The organism is Shinella sp. CPCC 101442, from assembly GCF_024704725.1.
Lineage (GTDB): Bacteria > Pseudomonadota > Alphaproteobacteria > Rhizobiales > Rhizobiaceae > Shinella.
On record NZ_JALIQS010000007.1, the window covers coordinates 74940 to 90279 of the forward strand.

Consider the following 15340-nt stretch of genomic DNA (forward strand, 5'->3'; position numbering starts at 1 on the left):
TCGAATGGTGGCACGCAGTTGTGCCGCACCCATGAACATGCTCGTTTTGCTAGCCCATTTACGGCGCCCTGCCAAGCGATACCAAAGGCAAATTGTGCACTGCGGAAATAGGCTTTCCGGCAACGCAATATCTACCGTTTGCGCGAAGTTGCAAGCAACCTTTGAGAGTGCTCGCCATAATGCGGAGGTGGCATCCTTTCTGTCTCGCTTAGTATTTTTCGCGCCTACTTTTGATTGAAGATTTTCCTCCTGAATTGCACTATGGTGGCGTGAAGCGGGGCCGGAACCATGGCCGGGGTGGACGAAGCGGAGAGACGCAACGCGGTGCGCGAGGCCGAAGCCTGGCGGACGCCGTCTGACGCGCGACTGCCGGCGACGGCTCCCGACGATCCGCCAAAGCGTGGCGCGCCACTTGCCGTTCTGCGCCGGCTTGCGGGGCGGCTGCGGCACGCTTTCATCCCCCGGCAAGACACGGCGGCCGCCTGGGCGGCCGAACGCCAGCATGGCCACTTCTTCCTTTTCGTGCCGGTCTTCCTTGGCGTGGGGGCGGCGCTCTGGTTTGCGGCTGCGTCCGATCCGTCTGTCTTTGCGCTTGTTCTCGTCGCCTGCGCGACGTTCTGGCCTGCCTGGCGTTTGCGGCACCGGGAGGATTGGCTGGCGCTGGCCGCAGGCGGCGCGTTTCTCGTGCCCGTCGGCATGCTTCTCGCGGGTATCGAGACCGCACGGCTCGACACCGTCCTGCTCGACGCTCCCGTGACCACCCAGATCACAGGCCGCGTGCTCGCGCGCGAAAGCGATGAGCGCGGCGCAATCCGCTACCGCATAGTATTGGAGGCTACACGCGAGCCCGTCTTGAAGCGCGCGCCGCGCGTGGTGACCGTCCTTGCCCGCAGCCGGCACGAGCCGATCCCGATCGGCGGCGGTATTGCTGGTCGCGCGCGGCTTAGTCCACCGTCAGGCCCAGCGCTGGCCGGCCTCAACGATTTTGCGTTCGATGCCTACTTTGCCGGCAACGGAGCGGTTGGATATTTCTACAAGGCGCCGGAAAGGGTGGAGACGGCGGCGGCTGGTCTGGAGGAGCGAATCCGGCAGGAAATTGCGACCTGGAGAAACAACCTGACCGAGCATATACGCGGCAGGATCGATGGCGATGCCGGAGCGATAGCGGCCGCTCTGGTGACCGCCGAGCAGCGCGCGATCAGCGAGGAGACCGTGGAGGCGATGCGGCAGGCGGGGCTGGCGCATGTGCTGGCCATTTCGGGGTTGAACATGGTGTTGGCAGCCGGCACCTTTCTCGTTGGCGCACGTATGCTGATGGCGCTGATCCCCGGCTTTGTCGAGCACTATCCGGCGAAGAAAATCGCCGCCGCCGGGGCTCTGGTCATGGTGACGCTTTATATTCTGGTTTCGGGTGGGGCGATTTCGGCGGTGCGTTCGTGGATCATGATCTGCGTCATGCTCGTCGCCGTCCTGTTCGGCCGCGCGGCGATCAGCCTGCGCAACGTCGCCATATCGGCAGTCCTCATCCTGCTGGTCACGCCGTCGGCCATCACCAATCCTGGATTCCAGATGTCCTATGCCGCGACGCTCGGGCTCGTCGCCGGCTATGCGGCCTGGCGCGAGCGCCCCGTGCGGCACGAGGGCCGGGGAGGGGCGATCCGTGGCCTTGGCGGTTCCGCTGGCCGTTTCCTTGGCGGATTGACGCTTTCCTCGCTGATCGGCGGCTTTTCGACGCTTATTTATTCGGTGGGCCATTTCAACCGGATTCCGGCCTATGGGTTGGCAGGCAACTTGCTCTCCATGCCCGTCATCAGCGCCGTCGTCATGCCTTTCGGCCTTGCCGCCGTGCTGCTGATGCCTTTCGGGCTCGATGCCATCCCCTTCGCCATCATGGGCAAGGGGATCGAGTGGATGATCGCGCTGTCGGCCTGGGTCGCAAGCTGGAACGGCGAGATCGTCACCGGCCGTATCCCCGCCGTGGCCTTCCTGCTCATCGGCCTGGGCGGCGGGCTTGTCTGCATCCTGCGAACACGCCTTCGCCACGCCGGCACGTTGCTCGTGCTGCTCGGCACCGCCATCGCATTCTGGCCGGGCGATCCCGTCGGCCCCGAGGTTCTGATTTCCGAGGACGGCCGCCTCGTCGCCGTGTTGCGCGACGGGCGCGTTGCGACGAACCGCGTCCGCCCGCCGGATTTCGTCTACGCACAATGGCGAAGAGCTTTACGGCTGGGCGAGCACGTCAAGCCGGATATGAGAAAGACCACTGGACTGACACTTGAAGAGGGCGGAGCGGTTGTCGAAAACGCAGAAAAGCGGAAACCGCCGCGGCGTCGGGCGAACCGGGAAAAGGCCAATGCGGCAATGTCGTCCGCGCTCGACGCGGCAACACGACAGGCCGGTTTCATCTGCGAGGCAAAGGCTTTCTGCGCTGCTGTTTCACCGAGCGGCTGGCGCATCGTCACGCTTGAGGATGTCGCGTTCCTCGGCATTGCCTGCGATGCCGCAGACCTTGTCGTCACGCAGGTGCCGCTTCGGATCGCGACCTGCCGTTCCGGCGCAAGGCTCGTGACGGCTCGTCATCTTCGACGAACCGGCGCTTTGGAAATCAGGCCCGGTGCAGACGGGGCCGCAACAAACCGTCTCCAGGCCAGCATCACCCCGGCCATTGACACGCTGGACCGACCCTGGTCCCGGCACCGTCTCTATGACTGGCGGACAGGCACCTATGCGGAGAACGAGGCCGAACGAGAGCGTGCCAGCGAAGGACGCCAAGGCCGGGCCGGGGACGCAGGCGAAACCGCCCATTCGCCGCAATCCCTGAATTGATCATCTATCGCGGCAATCAAATCCAAATTCTCCGCTTTGGATATTCGTTCGTCCCAAGTGCAGCCCCGGGGCGGCAAAAAAGACCCAAGAGGCAACCATGTCCCCTCGGTAATCAGTGGTAGCGGCGGATAAGGCCAACCAGCTTGCCCTGGATCTTCACGCGGTCCGGTCCGAAGATACGCGTCTCATAGGCAGGGTTTGCTGCTTCCAGCGCGATGGAGGCGCCTTTTCGGCGGAAGCGTTTCAGCGTGGCTTCTTCATCGTCGACGAGTGCGACGACGATTTCGCCGGGGCTGGCGGTGCTGGTATTGCGGATGATGACGGTGTCGCCGTCGAAAATGCCGGCCTCGATCATCGAGTCGCCCTTGACCTCCAGCGCATAGTGGTCGCCGCTGCCGATCATTTCGGCCGGAACGGTGATATCGTGCGTGTTGTTCTGAATGGCCGAAATCGGCACGCCGGCCGCGATTCGGCCCATGACGGGCACGGATACGGAGGAAGACATGATGTCCGCTTGCGGCGTGGTGACACGTTGCGGGGGCGTTGAGGGGAGCGGCTGCTTGCCTCGGCTGCCTTCGATGACGGCGGGCGAGAAGCCCCGGCGCGGTTGCAGGCTCGGCGAATAGGCTTCAGGAAGCTTGATGACCTCCAGGGCACGCGCCCGGTTCGGCAAACGGCGGATGAAGCCGCGCTCTTCCAGGGCCGTGATAAGGCGATGGATGCCGGATTTGGAGGCGAGATCAAGCGCATCCTTCATTTCGTCGAAAGACGGCGGAATACCGGATTCCTTCATACGCTCGTGAATGAACAGGAGCAGTTCCTGTTGTTTGCGCGTCAGCATGGTCTCTCCACCGAGAATCGTGAAACAAATCCAGAACGGACACTATATGTTCCATATGTGTTCTGCAAGTGGCTTCTGAAGTAATCGACGCGTTGGACATGTGATTGCCGAACCTACCGGTCACAGAGTAACGATCGGCAGCAAAAATTGCTGCCTTCGCCGTCGAACAGCAGATTTTTCCATTCACGCGATAAATCATTTTCCAGTGCATCGCTCGGTGAAAAAACGATTCCTCTGGTTTGGCTTCACGTTTTGCACAAGACCGAGGCCGGCCGCCGGCCTCAATCGCTCTTCTATCCCGGCACTCAAAGAATGAGGTCGGTCGCATCCAGGCTGGCTTTGGTGAACTGCTTCAGGATGAGGACGTCCACGCTGGACAGGCGGATTTCGAGATCGGCGCCCACCTGCACGGCCTTGCTGAGAACGGAGCTCGCTGACGAAAAATTATAGGACTGGAGATCGATGTCATCGACATTGTTCTGGAAGTCGGTGATCGTGTCGCGTCCGTAGCCGCTTGCAAAAACGAAGATGTCGCCGGCACTCCCGCCGGTCAGCGTGTCGTTGCCTGTGTAACCGGCAATCCTGTTCAAGCCTGCATTGCCTATCAGTTTGTCGCCAAAGGCGCTGCCGAAAAGGTTTTCAATCGAGGAATACGTGTCACCGCTCGCCTCGTTGGTATTGACGCCGGCATTTGCCAGGCTTGCCGTTACACCTATCGTCGCCAGCGAATAGTTCGCCGTGTCGGTGCCGAAACCACCGATCAGTGTGTCGCCGCCTGTACCGCCATTCAGCGTATCGTTTCCTGTTCCGCCATCAAGGGTATCCGCGCCGTCACCGCCCCTGAGATTGTTATCTCCGGTACTACCGACCAGTCTGTCCACGAAGTTGGTACCCGTGAGGTTCTCAATGGACGAATAGGTGTCGGCCGCAGCGTCGTTGGTATTGCTGGAGGGTGTGGCAAGATTGGCGACTACACCCTTCGTGGCATTTGAATACGACGCGGTATCCGTGCCGGCGCCACCGATCAAGGTGTCCGCCGCCGCCCCCCCGAGCAACGTGTCGTTGCCATTGCCCCCGTCGAGCTGATCTGCACCCGCGCCCCCGTTAAGGGTATCGTTGCCATCAAGGCCGAAAAGTGCATCTGCGCCGTTATTGCCGGAGATGCTGTTGACAGCCTGGTTACCACGGATCGTGTCGTTGCCGCTGCCGCCCGTTGCGTTTTCGATGAGCGAGCGAAGATCGCCCTTGAAGAGCAGCGCGTTGAAAATGTTACCACGCGCGAAACCGCCATTTGGTCCACCGCTGAGATAGGCGAGCTGTGCGGCGTCAAAGACGGAGTGTTCCCCTGGGCGGAGATCGATTTTGACACCGTTTGTATAGGCGCTGAGATCGTAGGTATCATTGCCGCCTCCGTCCCAGAGCGTCGCGAAAATGCGATTTTCACCAGGGGCGATGGCGAGTTCGCCATTGACGAGCGTATCGCCGCTGCCCGGTGTCCATTTGTAGACGGTGGCGCCGGAATTGGTGGAGTAGTCGGCGCCGTACATGTGCTGGAGAGCCGCGATATCGGCCATCATAAATGTCTGCGGCGCACCGAATTCTTCATAGGAGTAGTAACCGTTTGTGTCGCCGATATAGGTCCGATAGCTCATGACCGTGAATTCGATGCTGTTGGTAGCATCGGGCATTTTGCCGTAGACGAGATCCTCCTGCGCATGCTTGAGGCCCAGAGCATGCCCTAGCTCGTGGATCAGCGTGTGCCAGGCGTAGTTACCGGCCACCGGTTTGCGCAGATCATAGATCGTGCCCGCATCGGCAGTTCCGAACCAGATATCGCCGTCGTCGGCACTATCGCTATTGATGACATTGCCGGGAAAATCGGCAACTTCCGCCGTGCCTGGCACGCTGGACTGCGCAAAGCGAAATGTTGCGTTGGTCGAATTTCCCACGGTGAAGTTTAGATTTGTAAATCCTTCAACAGAAAAACCATCGTTTGCTTTCCCACCGAAGGACGTTTCCATTGCGAAGAGGGCGGTGTTCTTTTGCGCGTAGGAAATAGTGCTGAAGCCGCTATTGTATTTCGAATAGCTGTAATCGGTTACCACTGTGGGGAAGGCGTATGTAACCGTGGACGCGCTCCAGCCCTTTCCGACAAGGAGTGAATCGACAAAGATTGAACCCGTAGCATTGATGTTTTTTGTAGTCGTTGCTGAACCCGACATGTTTCCCTCCGGATTTTGGCTGGGCGCCACTGGTGACGCAAAGAGAGCGGCTTCCCAAAAAATGCCTCAGTACCAATACACTATCACGGCAACCACCTCTAAGACGCGCGGGATCGCTATGCTATTCGCAGTTTATTTTGCATTGTCTGCCGCATACAGTCCGAACTTCTCCGGCTCCGTGTTGAACGCCAGGGATGCATCCGCACATCGACAGACAGTTGTGAGAGTGGTCATGCAGAAGCCAGGCGATCCGGAAAAGGCTATCGAATCCGAGTATGAAACGCTCAAAGGCCGGGGAACGCGAGAGGCATTGGAGCTTTTCATTGCAAGGCATCCAGATCACCCGCTTGCGGCAAAGGCAAAGGAGGAAATGAAGCGTTTGAACGACTGAACATCATCCGGCACAACGGGAAGATGTGTGTAATCCTCTCGTATGTCTTTTATTCTATTGTTATTTTAGCACGCCTGCGCGGTTTTCGGCGCCTTCTTCACATCCTCTCCCAAAAGCACCCGAATAAAGCCGTCAGCCGACCCGTCGATAGGAGGATTGCGGTTGACGAACATCATGGGCCTTGCCAGCATGCCCTGAAATTCGGACCGTCCAGTTTGCATTTGGGGGCACACGTTGACTGCGGGTTCCATCGTCGCGACACTTCTGATCGTCTTTGCTGGCCTTCTGGCCGTGCCGGCCGTCAGCCATACCAATGCGGGCACGACTTTTTCGCTGATGGCCTCGTCCATGGCCTTCGTCGCCATGGGGATCGCGCAATTCATGGCAACGCGCCCGCCCTTCGTCGAAAGGCTTTTCGGCGGGCTCGACCGCATCTATCAATTCCACCGCAAGATCGGCATTGCCGTCCTCTGTCTTATCCTCTTCCATTATTTCGTTGCGCCGGATTTCCAGGGCCTTTCGGTGACGAGCGGTCTCAATCAGCTCGCCAAGACGATGGGGGAGTGGGCGTTCTACGGTTTCGTCTTCCTGCTCGTCTTGAGCCTTGTGAAGGTCATTCCGAAGACGCGCTTTCAGGTTCCTTACCAATACTGGCGTATCACGCACCGCTTCATCGGCCTGCTCTTCGTGCTTGTCGCCTTCCATCAGATGTTCATCAAGCGGCCCTATGACGGCACGGCGTTTCTGGCGACCTATCTCAACATTTTCGCTCTGATCGGCATCGTGAGCTATGCCTATACGCAGCTGCTGCCGTGGCTGCGCACACGCCGCTACGAGGTGGTGAATGTCGAGCGGCACGATGGCGCGACCATCATTTCGGCGCGGCCGATCAACCGCAAGCTCAGGGCGATGCCCGGCCAGTTCGGTTTCTTCCGGGTCAACAAGCCGGGCCTGCGCGAGCCGCATCCCTTTACCATTGCCGGTATCGAGGACGATGGTTCGGTTCGCTTCGCAATCAAGCCGCTCGGCGACTACACGAAAGCGTTGCGTGAGGGCGTGGCGGTCGGCGATGCGCTGACGCTTGAAGGCGGCTATGGCCATTTCAATCACAAGCGCGGCGGCAAGAAGCAGATCTGGCTTGCCGGCGGCATCGGCGTCACGCCGTTCCTCGCCATGGCGAGCCGGCTGAAGGGCGACGAGGGGCAGGACATCCACATGGTCTACTGCGTGCGCGACAGCGCCGAGGCGATCGGCCTCGACACGTTTCGCACCCAGGCGGAAAAACTTGGGAATTTCAGCTTCGTTCTGCACAACTCGACGACCGATGGGCGTTTCGATGCCTCGAAGCTTGTCGCGGGTACCAGCATGAACCCGGCCGAAGCCGACCTGTGGTTTTGTGGTCCGCCGCCTTTGCGGCTGGCCATCGAAAAGGGACTGAGGGAGCTCGGCAAGGCGCCGCAGCGCGTGGAGTTCGAGCGTTTCGAATTTCGCTAGAGCAGGCCCTGCATAGAATTGCGTGAATGAAATCGGGCGTCTTCGCGTTTCTAAGAAAAGCGGGAATGCTTGGAATTTACAGCCGGTCTACCGGCCTCTTGGAGCGAAGGGAACAAGCCATGCGCGTGTTCAAGACATCACTTCTGCGACCGGTTTCCCGCTTTGCAGCGGCGCTCGGTCTGACCATGGCGGTGTTCTGTCCCGCCGGCGCGTTCGCAATCGACCAGTTCGCAGCCGATGCCTACGGCACCTACCAGGCGAATGCGGACAACGGCAAGATCCTGTTCGGCGCGGCCGGCTGTGGCGCCTGTCATGGCTCGGGCGACAACATGGAACTGCTGTCCGGCGGCATGGAAATGCAGACGGCGATCGGCAAATTCTTCGCGCCGAACATTTCGGCCCATCCGAACGGCATCGGCGGCTGGTCCAATGCGGACTTCCTGAATGCCGTGATGGTGGGTCTCAAGAAGGACGGCGACAACCTCTACCCGGTCATGCCCTACACGTCCTATGGCGGCATGAAGCCGGAGGACGTGCTTGATATCAAAGCCTATATCGAGACGCTGCCGCAGACGGATGCCGCGTCGAAGGAACACGAGATCGCCTTCCCCTTCAGCCGCCAGACGACGATCACGCTCTGGAAGCGCAGCCATTTCACCGTGCAGGCCTATCAGCCGCGCGAGGAAACGCAGATGGAGCGCGGCCGCTACCTCGTGGAAAATGTTGGTGGCTGCGGCGATTGCCACACCCCGCGCACCACGACCTACGGCCTCGATCTTGCCCGTGCCTATGAGGGCGAGAAGGGCCTGACCGGCGCGGTGGCGCCCGATATTACCAAGGCACGCATGGCCGGCCTTGCTTCACATGAAGTCTTTACCAAGGGCCTGATCGAAGAGAGCAAGAAGCTCTCCGGTTCTCCGCTCTCCGATCCTGTCATGCGTCGCATCGCACAGGGCCTTTCCGCTCTGTCGGACGAGGACAAGCAGGCCATGTACGCGTTCCTTTCCGACCGTGAAGTGAAGGTGATCCCGGTCGAGACCAGCACGGCGCCGGTCTGCAGCGAGGCGACTGCCGAAAGCGCGCTGAACGTCGGCGGCGGCAATGCCGAGCTTGCCTCCGCAGCCGATGCCTTCATCGGCAAATATTGCCGCAACTGCCATGGCCCGGGTGAGAGCTCGCAGGGCTCCTTCCCGTCGGGAGACCTTGCCTCGATTGCCGCAAACCCGGCCTTCGTGACCCCCGGAGATGCCTCCAAGTCGCTGCTCTACACCAGTGTCACCAGCGGCCGCATGCCGCTCGGCAAGCGCCCGGCCGACGCAGAGGTGCAAGGCCTTGCGGACTGGATCAACTCGCTCAACCAGGCGGAGATTCCGACAGCGGTTTCAGCCACCAAGGTGAAGCGCTCACGCCCGATGCTGAAATATCTCGATTTTGTCGAACTCGCGCTGCAGGACGTCTCCAAGGTCGACGAGCACGACCAGCCCTTCATGCGTTATTTCAGCTATCGCGACCAATATAACGGCATGATGAGTTGCGAGACGCACGAAACCTTCCTGAAGCGCATGAAGGTCCTCGCCGGTGGTTTCAAGAAGCTCTTGAACTCGCTGTCCTATGGGCCGGAACTCGTCCTTCCCGAGGAAGTGGAAGGCTCCGACGGCCTGCTCGTTCGTGTCGATCTGCGCGACCTCGAATGGAGCCAGGAAGACTACGACTTCCTGATCAACGAGTATTTCTATGGCGTCGAGCCGGCAAGCAATGCTCAGTTGCACGCCCTTGCCAAGGCGACGCAGAGCCAGCTTCCGATCATGCGTGTCGACTGGTTCATGAGCAACGGCGCCCGGCCGAAGGTCTATAACCGCCTCATGAAGCTGCCGACCAATATCATCGAGTTGGAGACGCGCTTCGGGGTGAACGTCAACCAGAACATCGAACGCCGCCGCATCGTGCGCGCCGGTTTCGCCGATGGTTCCTCCGGCGTTTCCGATCACAACCGCATGCTCGAACGGCACGACATGCCCTTCGGCGGCTACTACTGGAAGTCCTATGACTTTGCAGGCGACCTTGGCCGCCAGGTCCTGAAGCGCTTTCCCGCAGGTCCCGATGGTGTCAAGCTGAAGGCCGGCCTGGAACCCTTCGAACACGACGGCGGTGAAATGATCTTCTCGCTTCCGAACGGCATGCAGGGCTACTACCTGTCGACCAACAAGGGCGACCAGCTCGACATCGGCCCGACGGCGATCGTCTCCTTCCGCAAGCGGCCGATCGGCAAGGGGGTCGAGATCATCAACGCACGCTCCTGCTTCGATTGCCATTTCGACGGCATTCTCTCCAAGCGGGACCAGCTGCGCGAGCATATCGAAACATCCACGCTGTTCTCCAAGGATCAGCAGGACGAGCTGCTCGCCGTCTACGTGCCGCAGGAGGAACTGAACGAGGTCTACAAGCGCGACACCGACCGTTTCGTCGGCGCACTCGATCGCCTCGGCATCACGGAAGCGACGGCCGGCGGCGGCAAGACGGGCCTGAAAGCGCCCGGCGGCGCTGAGATCTTCACCTACTTCGCCGACCAGTATGAGGACGAGTTGAATTTCGAGCAGCTGGCGGCCGAGTTCGACATGACGCCGGAAGAGTTTTCGTCCGACATCCGTCGCCTTACCGACGTCAATGCCCTGCGCATCGGCCTCGACTGGGTTGCGACACTGGAAGCCGGCGCCACGATCCCGCGCACCGAGGTGGAGGAACAATATGCCTTCATGTTGCAGCCGCTCGTACAGCTTGACCCGTTGAAGCGCGGCGTCAACGCGGACGCCGCTGCCGTGCAATCGTCGCAGGGTCAGGTGGCGAATACGGACCAGCATGCCACCCAGACCAATACCGACACGGCCTATGTCGCGCCCGCCTATAAGCAGGAAGACAAGGCGCAAGCAGATAAGGTGAAGCTGGCGCTGCGCGTGCCGACGACCAGTGCAAAGGTCGGCGACTACCTCAGTTTCGAGCTCAGTACGAACCACAGCTGCGAACTGCAGGTGATGTATGTCGAAGACACCGGCAATGTCGAAATCATCCCGGACGTGATGATCGGCAACACGATGCTGAATGCCGGCGAAAGCCGCCTTATTCCGCAGCCGGGTTCTGGTAACCTGACCTTCGATTCGCCGTCGCCCGGTGAAACGATGATCGCCCTTTGCCGCATCGGCGGGCTCGGCGACCAGAAGATGACGGCGGAAAAGGCCAAGCAGCTGGTGGCATCCTCCAAGCTGCCGCCGACACGCGGTCTGGCGGTCGACCTCGCCAGACAGGCCGAGCAGGACAATGGCGCGAGCGGTCTCCAGATGGTGACGTTCGAAATCAAGTGACAACAGGGGCAGGGGCCTGCGGTCCCCTGCCTGTTCGTTTCAAGAGTATACGAGGGCTGGACCGACAATGCTGATGCGATCTCTGGAGCATTTCCGCTTTTCCTTGAAACGCGAAAGCGCTCCATCCGTTTGTTTTGGTGCGGCTTCCGGCGCAAAAAAGCTTTGCTCTCTCGCTGGGACGGCCTTGGCGGCGACGCTCTTCGTATTGGCTGGCGCGGCACCGGCCGCCGCGGCTTGCGACGCCTTTACCGGTGTCATCGAGGCGTTCAATGCGGGTGACGAGCAGAAGGCCCAATCCTTCGCCGAAGCCGCGGGCACCGCCAATTGCAGCGCCGACGAGCGCACGCTGGTCGGCCGTGTGGCCGCGCTCACCACCTTCAACCGCATTGCCACCGCGGTTGGAAATGGCGGCAGGCTTGCCGACCATCAGGCGGATCTTGAAATGCTCCAGAAGAAGTTCGGCGGTCCCTGGCAGGTCTTCGATGCGTTGGGCGATCTCGCCCGCGAGCGCAAGGACTATGAGGAAGCGGCCAAGCTCTACCAGATCGCCCTGGAGGACGGCTCCAACACGACGCTGACACCGGACTGGATGGCGCCCGACGAGCAATATATCCTTCGCCTGGATCGGCTTGCCGGCGAAATGCGCCTTGCGGCACCTCGTCCCGTCAAGCTCGCCATGCGCGGCGGCTGCAAGATCTCCTTCCGCGGTGTGAAGATCAAGAAGAAGTCGACACCGGTGCGCTATGTCTTCGGCACGGCCGATTTCACGCCCGAAGGTGTCGAGGCCGCAAAAGACCTGGCGGAATGCCTGAGGGCGGTCAAACCCGCCGCGATCAAGCTGATCGGCCATACCGACCCGGTCGGCTCGACATATGCAAACTACAAGCTGTCGCTCGCCCGCGCCGATACGCTGAAGACCTATCTCTACGATGCCGGCTATGCGGGCACGGTCACGACGATCGGCAAGGGTGAAGACGAGCCCTTCAAGCCGGACGATGCCAGCGCCTATGACACGGACACCCTGAACCAGCTGAACCGCCGCGTGGAGGTGGACGTGCAATGAGAACGCTGCTGCCCCGTCTGCTGGCGCTTACGCTCTCGGCCGCTTTTCCGCTGCCTGCCCTCGCGGCGCAAACCTATGCGCTCGTCGTGGGCGTGGATCAGTACCCGAACGATGTCAGTCTTGACGGCGCCGTGCGCGATGCCGAGGATGTCTATAGGTCGATGAATGCCGCCGGCTTCAAGGCGAGGAAGTTCACCAATGCGGAGGCCCGCAAGGACGATATTCGCAAGGCCTGGACGGACATGGTGGCCGAAGCGGCTTCCGGCGATACGATCATCTTCACCTATGCCGGCCACGGTGCACAGATGCCGGAGCTTATCGAGGGCGACGAAGCCGACGGGCTCGACGAGTTCCTCCAGTTGCCGGGTTTCGACCGCAACCGCTACGAGGAAACGTCGAGGGAGATCATCGTCGACAATGAGATGAATGCCTGGTTTGCGGAAGCCGAAGGCAAGGGCGTGCATGTGCTCTTCGTGTCCGACAGCTGCTTTTCCGGCGGCATGAGCCGTTCGATCAAGGGAAAGTCGCGGCTGGCGCCCGCCGTGACGGTCAAACTCGCACCACCTTCGCAGGAAGCGCTGTCTGGCGCGGACCTCAAGGAGATCAATTTCAAGCAGGTGACGGTGCTTGCCGCCTCGCTGGAAAGCCAGCCGACGCCGGAGGTCATCATCGACGGCGAGCCGCGCGGCGCGCTCAGCTGGAGCTTTGCCCGCGCCGTGGAAGGCAGCGCCGACCGCGACGGCAACGGCATCATCACGCGCATCGAGCTTGAAGACTATATCTTCAGCAATGTGAAGAACCGTTCCGAGGCGTTGCAGGTGCCGAACTTCATGCCACAGGTGGCCCGCTCGGAGAGCGAGGTCGTCGTGACGCTGACACGCGGCATTCCGGTCGCCACCGGTGACACCACGACAACGACGAATGACGCCGGCACGACGCCGAAAACCATAAAGACCGTCCGGGACCTTGGCTGGACGGGCAATATCGCCCTGCAGATCGACGGCCAAGCCGATCGGCCGAACAGTGCTGACGGCGCTGGTACGCCCTTCCGGTGGGATGTGGCGGCCGGCACCTTCTATACGCCCAACGGCGATGTCGCGGCGGAAAATGTCGGCCCGGAGCGTATCCAGTCGGTCGTCGATAAATACGTGCTGCTCGATTTCCTCAAAGCGATGGCAAGCCAGAATCCCGGCACCGTCTCGCTGACGCCGGTGAAGGATATCTATGCCGCCGGCCAGCGCCTGCGTTTCGACGCACCGCCCGGCCGGTATCCGAACATGCTGGTCTTCAACCTTGCCAATACCGGCGAGGTGCAGTTCCTCGACATGCAGGCCGCGGGCACGAACAGCTCGGAATTCAAGCTGACGGATGTCGAGATCGTCAAACCCTTCGGTGCCGACCACCTCATCACGATCTGGACCGGCGAGCCGGTCGACGCCATCGGCGCCGTGCTTTCCGACAAGAACGTGACGGCCGCCGCCTTGTTGCAGGCGCTCTCGACGCGGCTCGATGGCAAGGAGGCGAGCGTGGCCATCCAACCTCTCTATACGCGGGAAACGCTCTGATGATCCGTTACGCCGCAGCACTGCTCCTTTCCCTCTCCCTGTTTTCCGCGGTCGAGGCCGCCGACCGGGCGCTCCTCGTCGGCATCGGCACCTATGCGTCGCTGCCTGAAAAGATGTTCCTCGAAGGGCCGAAGAACGACGTCCCTCTCATCGAGAAACTCCTGAAGGAAAAGCAGGGCTATGCGGCCGATTCGATCCGCGTGCTGCTCGACAAGGATGCGAGCCGCGCCGCCATTCTCGCCAGCATCGACGAATGGCTGATCAAGGGCACACAGCCGGGTGATCGGGTCTATTTCTACTTCTCCGGCCACGGTTTGCAGGTGAAGGATGCCAGTGGCGATGAAGAGGACGGCCTCGACGAGGCGCTTTCGACCTATGATATCGCTGCCGGCGACGGTGACTGGACGAATGTCATTCTCGACGACGAAATCGACGCGATGCTCGAACAGTTGAAGGGCCGCGCCGTCTCCATCGTCGTCGATGCCTGCCACTCCGGCACCATCTCGCGTTCTCTTTCCACCAAGGTGGCCGATGTGATGGAGAGCGCGCGCTTCCTGCCTCGGCCGTTCGCCAAGCCGGTGGAGGCGGTGAAAATGCGCGGTCTGCGCATCGATGTCGCTGTGGTGGACAAGCCCGAGATCGTCAAGCAGAACGGCGTGGAAGCCTGGAGTGCCGCCTCGTCCTACCAGGTCGCCTGGGACGACACGCGCCTGCCGCCGGAAGAGCGCCACGGCGTCTTCACGCTCTCCTATGTCAACGGCCACGAGATTTCCGCTGCCGACAGCAACGGTAACGGCATCGTCTCGAATGCCGAGCTTCTGGAATATGTGAAGAAGCAATCACAGGCCTATTGCGCCGGCCAGACCCAATGCCAGGGCCTCGATCCGCAGCTCGAGGTGAACTACGCGCTGCTCGGTGCCGCCGCCGTGACTCCGGCAGCGGGCGACACGACCAGCGGCGACACGCAGCAGCAGAGTACGGACTACGGCAAGGTCGAGCAGGTCAAGGTCGAGAACACCCAGCAGACGGCCTATGTCGCGGCGGATCCGGTGGATGCGGTCAGCGATATCCTCGGCAAGCCGCAGACCGGCGATGTGCAAGTCTCGCTCTCTTCCGACCACCTGAAAACCGGCGACCCCTTCCGCATCACGGTGGCAAGCAGCACCGGTGGGCACCTCATCCTCTACGACGTCGACAAGGACGGCAAGGCGACGCAGATATTCCCGAACGAGGCGGCGAAAAAGATCACTCCGCTCACCGCCAACACTCCGCTCACGATTCCGGATGACTATTACGGCTTCGATTTTGAAGCCGACGGACCGAGTGAAAATGTTCTCGTCGCCATCGTCGTCGCCGACGATATCGACCTGACCAAGGTCGCGCCCAACGACTACGGCCTGCAGAAGGAACTCGACGCCCGCACCACCATCGCCGACATCGCCGGGACGCTGAAGCAAACCTGGACGCGTGATATGGAAAATCGCAGCGTGAACTGGTCGCTGGGGCTGCTGAAATACACGGTTTATTGAGCAAGGCGGCTGCGCGCTTTCGACAACAGGGCCCGGCAGCCGCCAGGTCACGA

General features: G+C 61.0%; 9 protein-coding genes. 7 read left to right on the forward strand and 2 right to left on the reverse strand.

All coding sequences use genetic code 11. The features are described 5' to 3' along the window. The first annotated feature begins 288 nt into the window (after window positions 1-288). Window positions 289-2826: a ComEC/Rec2 family competence protein gene (locus tag MUO32_RS22745; protein WP_257950664.1), complete on the forward strand. Its 2538-nt coding sequence runs from the start codon at window positions 289-291 to the stop codon at window positions 2824-2826. A gap of 112 nt (window positions 2827-2938) precedes the next feature. Here the strand turns inward: MUO32_RS22745 and lexA are convergent, their stop codons facing one another. Both lexA and MUO32_RS22755 read right to left on the reverse strand, forming a co-directional pair. Then, window positions 2939-3667, reverse strand: a complete 729-nt coding sequence (gene lexA / locus MUO32_RS22750; RefSeq protein ID WP_257950665.1) for a transcriptional repressor LexA — start codon at window positions 3665-3667, stop codon at window positions 2939-2941. A 305-nt stretch (window positions 3668-3972) separates the two neighbouring features. Further along, window positions 3973-5889 (reverse strand): M10 family metallopeptidase, encoded by a 1917-nt coding sequence (locus MUO32_RS22755; protein WP_257950666.1) that lies wholly within the window; start codon window positions 5887-5889, stop codon window positions 3973-3975. 232 nt (window positions 5890-6121) lie between these two features. Between MUO32_RS22755 and MUO32_RS22760 the strand changes: the two genes are divergently transcribed. The 6 genes from MUO32_RS22760 (at window position 6122) to MUO32_RS22785 (ending at window position 15287) form a co-directional block, all read left to right on the forward strand. Continuing rightward, window positions 6122-6280 carry a hypothetical protein gene (locus tag MUO32_RS22760; protein ID WP_257950667.1) on the forward strand — a complete coding sequence of 53 codons (159 nt, stop codon included), beginning with the start codon at window positions 6122-6124 and terminating at the stop codon, window positions 6278-6280. Between the two features lie 234 nt (window positions 6281-6514). After that, window positions 6515-7774 carry a ferric reductase-like transmembrane domain-containing protein gene (locus MUO32_RS22765; RefSeq protein ID WP_257950668.1) on the forward strand — a complete coding sequence of 420 codons (1260 nt, stop codon included), beginning with the start codon at window positions 6515-6517 and terminating at the stop codon, window positions 7772-7774. A 119-nt stretch (window positions 7775-7893) separates the two neighbouring features. Continuing rightward, window positions 7894-11130: a c-type cytochrome gene (locus tag MUO32_RS22770; protein WP_257950669.1), complete on the forward strand. Its 3237-nt coding sequence runs from the start codon at window positions 7894-7896 to the stop codon at window positions 11128-11130. A 184-nt stretch (window positions 11131-11314) separates the two neighbouring features. Beyond that, window positions 11315-12193, forward strand: coding sequence for an OmpA family protein (locus MUO32_RS22775; RefSeq protein ID WP_257950670.1), 879 nt, complete (start codon window positions 11315-11317; stop codon window positions 12191-12193). Beyond that, on the forward strand, window positions 12190-13758 hold the full coding sequence (locus tag MUO32_RS22780) for a caspase family protein (protein WP_257950671.1): 1569 nt from the start codon (window positions 12190-12192) through the stop codon (window positions 13756-13758). Before MUO32_RS22775 ends, MUO32_RS22780 begins: the two co-directional genes overlap by 4 nt. After that, on the forward strand, window positions 13758-15287 hold the full coding sequence (locus tag MUO32_RS22785; RefSeq protein WP_257950672.1) for a caspase family protein: 1530 nt from the start codon (window positions 13758-13760) through the stop codon (window positions 15285-15287). Before MUO32_RS22780 ends, MUO32_RS22785 begins: the two co-directional genes overlap by 1 nt. Window positions 15288-15340 lie beyond the last annotated feature (53 nt).